Below are 4,321 nucleotides of genomic sequence, written 5' to 3'. Positions count from 1 at the left end.
CATACGCCTCTTACAATAATTATCCGACCGGCGCTGATTTTGTAATCGCATTGCCGTCTACTCGCGCAGCCGTGATGGGGCCAGCAGGCGTGGAGTTCGTCTACAAAAATGAGCTACGAGCGATACGTGGTGCGGTAAAAGCAGGAGAAGAAAGCGCCGCTTGGGGTAAAGAGCAAGAAGCTTTGTTGGCAAAGCGCTACGAAGAAGAGTTGATGAACCCCAACGAGGCACTGAGTTTGGGTTCGATTTCGCAGATTGTCATGCCAAAAGATTTGCGAAAGGTTCTCTGCGAGAACATGAATTTTCATCTAAGTCACTACACGGCTGAGCCGATGCAATCCGTTCAGCGAGAATTTTTCTAAACGACGGTCTGTTTGAACTTCAGAGAGATAGAACAAGATTATGAGTAAGAATCATTATTTAAATAACGACCTGATCCACAGTGACCGTCAACTTCACAACGCGCCATCCAGCTGGGTACGCAGCTTTGACTGTCGAGACATTCACCCACTGATTATCTGTCGCGGCCCGATTCGAAAAGAAGCCATGGATGTATTCACGGAAATGGGCATCGAATACTACGGCATTTTGCTCTCCGAAAAAGATAGCGTGGTTTATCAAAATGCACTTGCACCAGAGCTACGACAAATGCCTGACCCGAGTCGGGTGCATCGCGTACCAGATTACACTGGAGCGGACAAAGCTGAGCGTGAACAGCGTATTCAGCAAATTATTCAGATCGCCAAAACCAACAATTACAATGCTATATTTGCTGGTTATGGTTTTATGGCCGAAGACGAAACCATGGTCGCCGCGATGGAAAGCGCGGGGCTGACCTTCATTGGCCCATGCTCAAAGACAGTCCACGATGCCGGCTTGAAAGACGAAGCAAAACGCACTGCACTGAATGTTGGCGTAAGCGTCACACCAGGCGTGGACAATGCAACCGCGCTTGCCTTGCTCAAGAAACACAAAGATGAAGCCCAGCTGCTTGCGCTGGCAGAGGCCGAAAGCCTTCCGCTTGACCGGGAAGTCTTCGATGCGGCAGAGACATTGGAGGACAAAGCCGACATTGTCCTTGCTGCGGGCTATAAGAAAGGTGTGGATCTCTACACCGTGGCAGAGCTTCAAGAGAGTATTGCTGAACAAGTCGTCGAGATTGGCAAAAAGCACCCTGAAAACCGCATTCGTCTGAAAGCAATTGGCGGGGGTGGCGGGAAAGGCCAGCGTATTTTACCGAGCCCAGCATCACTCAAAGGCAGCGCGGACAAACGCCTAAAAGAAGTAGCCGATCTTGCACCAAGCTTGGTACTGGAAATTCTAAACGAAGTAAAAACCACCGGCGTAGGCGATAACAAAAACGTGTTGGTCGAGCTGAATATCGAGACGACACGCCACCAAGAAATTCAGGTAATCGGCAATGGCGAGTGGACTCTGGCTCTGGGCGGCCGCGACTGCTCATTACAGATGCACGAGCAAAAGCTTTTGGAAGTCTCGGTTACGGCTGAGGATTTGCAAAACGCACTTGCCCATGCGGTAAAAGCCGGCCGTGATGCAGAAGTAAAAGTATTGAGCCAGGACATTAAAACGCTGGAGGCGATGGAACAAGAAGCGGAGCGCTTCGGCGAGGCCGTCGGCCTAGACAACGTCTCAACATTTGAATGCATCGTTGATCGCGACAAGCACTTCTTCATGGAAATGAACACACGCATTCAAGTTGAGCACCGCGTAACCGAGCTCTGCTACAGTTTGCGCTTCGCCAACCCAGAGAACGACAATGAACACTTTGTTGTCACGTCACTAGTGGAAGCCATGGTTCTTCTTGCAGCACACGGCAAACGACTACCAAAGCCGACTAGAGTTCCTCGTTTTAATGCCTCTGTTGAGGCGCGCTTAAACGCGACAAATGACGCGCTTGCACCGCATGCTGGCGGAGTGATTAAACACTGGTCTAATCCTCTTGAAGGCGAGATTCGAGATGATCAGGGCATCAGTTTGCATAACCCTGATACAGACGTATTCATGACCTATCATCTAGCCGGCGCCTACGATAGCAACGTTGCACTGTTGCTCACGGTCGGCAACAGCCGAATGGAAAGCTATCAGCGGCTGTCTGAAATTTTGCGTGTCACCAAACTTGAAGGCAAAGACCTCTCTACTAACCTTGAATTTCACTACGGTTTGGTCAACTGGTTCATCGGCAATAATATTAATGCCCGACCCACCACGCGATTTATCGTGCCTTATCTAACAGCGGTGGGCCAATTAAAGCAGGTCGCAAACGACCTTGATGTAGATCAGGTCTATCAGGCTGTCGTTGCCAAGGAAATTGCAGCGCAACCAGCATTGAAAGACGAGATCACCGCAACAGCAGAGCTAAAAGCGCTCTTGCTTACTCGCCCAGTGAAACAGCTATTTAACAACCCTCATGTCCTGTCAGGCTGGCTGAGCACACACAAAACAAGCTTTGAACAAAGCAGCAAAGGACAGCTTTCCTGGAAGCGTAACCCTGTTCACGTGCTCTCAGAAACCTATCATTATCTCAATATGAACTACACGCCAGAAAATCCGGCGGCAGATATGATCTGGGATCACGATAACGATGTGCTCCAAGATGCGATCGCGTTTTACGAGCAACTTGAACTCACCATTGGCACCAGCAACTTTATCGAAATCGAAAAAGCCCTATCCGCTGCGCGCTCGCCAAAAGGTGTAAGCAAGGAGCAGTGGCCAGCCATAAAGGCAGCACACAAGGGCTATCAACTCGGTAACGAAGTACTACTTTTGTTAGCGCATGTTGCTTACAGCACCGAGTTTTATAACCTGAGTGTCAACGAAGACCTCACCATCCATATTCCCGACACGCTGGCGGACTCAGAGTTACAAAAAGCGATGGCCAAAGTACTGGTACCGCCGCCACAAGCTAAAAGCGATGAGATTCTCGCGCCTTCGGGCGGAATGTATTACTCACGCGAAGCGCCCGACATGGACACGTTCATTAAAGAGGGGGATCACTTTGAGGCGGGCGAACCGCTCTTCATTGTTGAAGTCATGAAGATGTTCAACAAGGTCAATGCACCGTTTTCTGGTGTGATCGAAAAATGCTTGATTGAGAACGATGGAGAGATCATCAAAAAAGGACAACCGATCTTTAAGATTGTTCCGGATGAAAAAATTGAAACCTTAAGCGATGAGCAGATAGCCAAAATTAAAACACAGGCCTGTTCAGTATTTATTGATCGCATTTAAATTAATTGCTCTTGGATAAAAGCTGGAAACAAAGATGATTACAGGACTAGACCATATCGCAATCGCTGTTCCGGATCTGGAAAAAGCCATACAGCGCTTTGCAGAAGATTTCGGATTAACATTCAAAGGTAAAGAAGATGTGGAAGACGCCTTAACAAGTACCGCGTTTTTTCCTGTCGACAAGCCGAGCATTGAGCTCATTCACCCGCTTCGCGGACAAGGCCCTGTTCAGAAGTACCTCGAGAAAAAAGGCGGCGGGATGCACCACCTGTGTTTTCGTAGCGATGATATCGAAGCCGACGTTGAACGATTGAAAGCCAAGGGCTATCAATTCTTAACAGAAGCCCCCACCATAGGTGCGCATAATTGCCGTGTGATCTTCATCCATCCTAAAAGTTGTGATGGCGTCTTAGTTGAGCTGAATCAACCTCAATAGTTATTCGATCCATGACAATACAGATTCACCCTAAGTCATATCGATGCAACTCAGGGTCAAACAACACACTCATCAATATAAAAGCGAACTAGCAGAGTTCATATATGACTGACAAAAAACGCGAAGACCTAACCGCCTGGGAGGCATTAGCCACCAAACAGATGAAGGGCATGACGCCGGAAGAGATGACATGGAACTCGCCGGAAGGTGTTCCGATCAAAGTACTTTACACTGCTGACGACACGAAAGACCTGCAACACACCGACACTCTCCCGGGAATGGCCCCCTATGTTCGAGGGCCGATGGCAACCATGTATGCAGGCCGACCTTGGACGATACGCCAATATGCGGGTTTTTCTACCGCAGAAGAGTCAAATGCCTTCTACCGTAAAAACCTCGCTGCGGGCGCACAGGGCGTTTCTGTCGCATTCGATTTAGCCACTCACCGCGGCTACGATTCGGATCATCCGCGCGTCACCGGAGATGTGGGTAAAGCCGGTGTCGCCATCGATTCAGTCGAAGATATGAAAATCTTGTTCGATGACATTCCGCTAGACAAAGTCTCCGTATCGATGACCATGAACGGTGCAGTGCTTCCCGTCATGGCAAATTACATCGTGGCTGCGGAGGAACAAG

4 protein-coding genes are annotated in these 4,321 nt (G+C 49.1%); all 4 read left to right on the top strand.

Features of this window, described 5'->3' with window-relative positions; all coding sequences use genetic code 11:
- Window positions 1-362: carboxyl transferase domain-containing protein (locus A3750_RS09985; protein ID WP_197474987.1), on the top strand; the 362-nt coding region annotated here is incomplete at its 5' end.
- 40 nt (window positions 363-402) lie between these two features.
- A complete protein-coding gene (locus A3750_RS09980; RefSeq protein ID WP_068548224.1) occupies window positions 403-3,249 on the top strand; it encodes a biotin/lipoyl-containing protein in 2,847 nt (948 codons plus the stop codon).
- A gap of 34 nt (window positions 3,250-3,283) precedes the next feature.
- Window positions 3,284-3,685, top strand: coding sequence for a methylmalonyl-CoA epimerase (gene mce / locus A3750_RS09975; protein WP_068521733.1), 402 nt, complete (start codon window positions 3,284-3,286; stop codon window positions 3,683-3,685).
- 104 nt (window positions 3,686-3,789) lie between these two features.
- On the top strand, window positions 3,790-4,321 hold a 532-nt coding region (locus A3750_RS09970; protein ID WP_231871781.1), incomplete at its 3' end, for a methylmalonyl-CoA mutase family protein.

The organism is Oleiphilus sp. HI0079, assembly GCF_001635105.1.
This window is presented reverse-complemented; position numbering and strand designations above follow the sequence as displayed.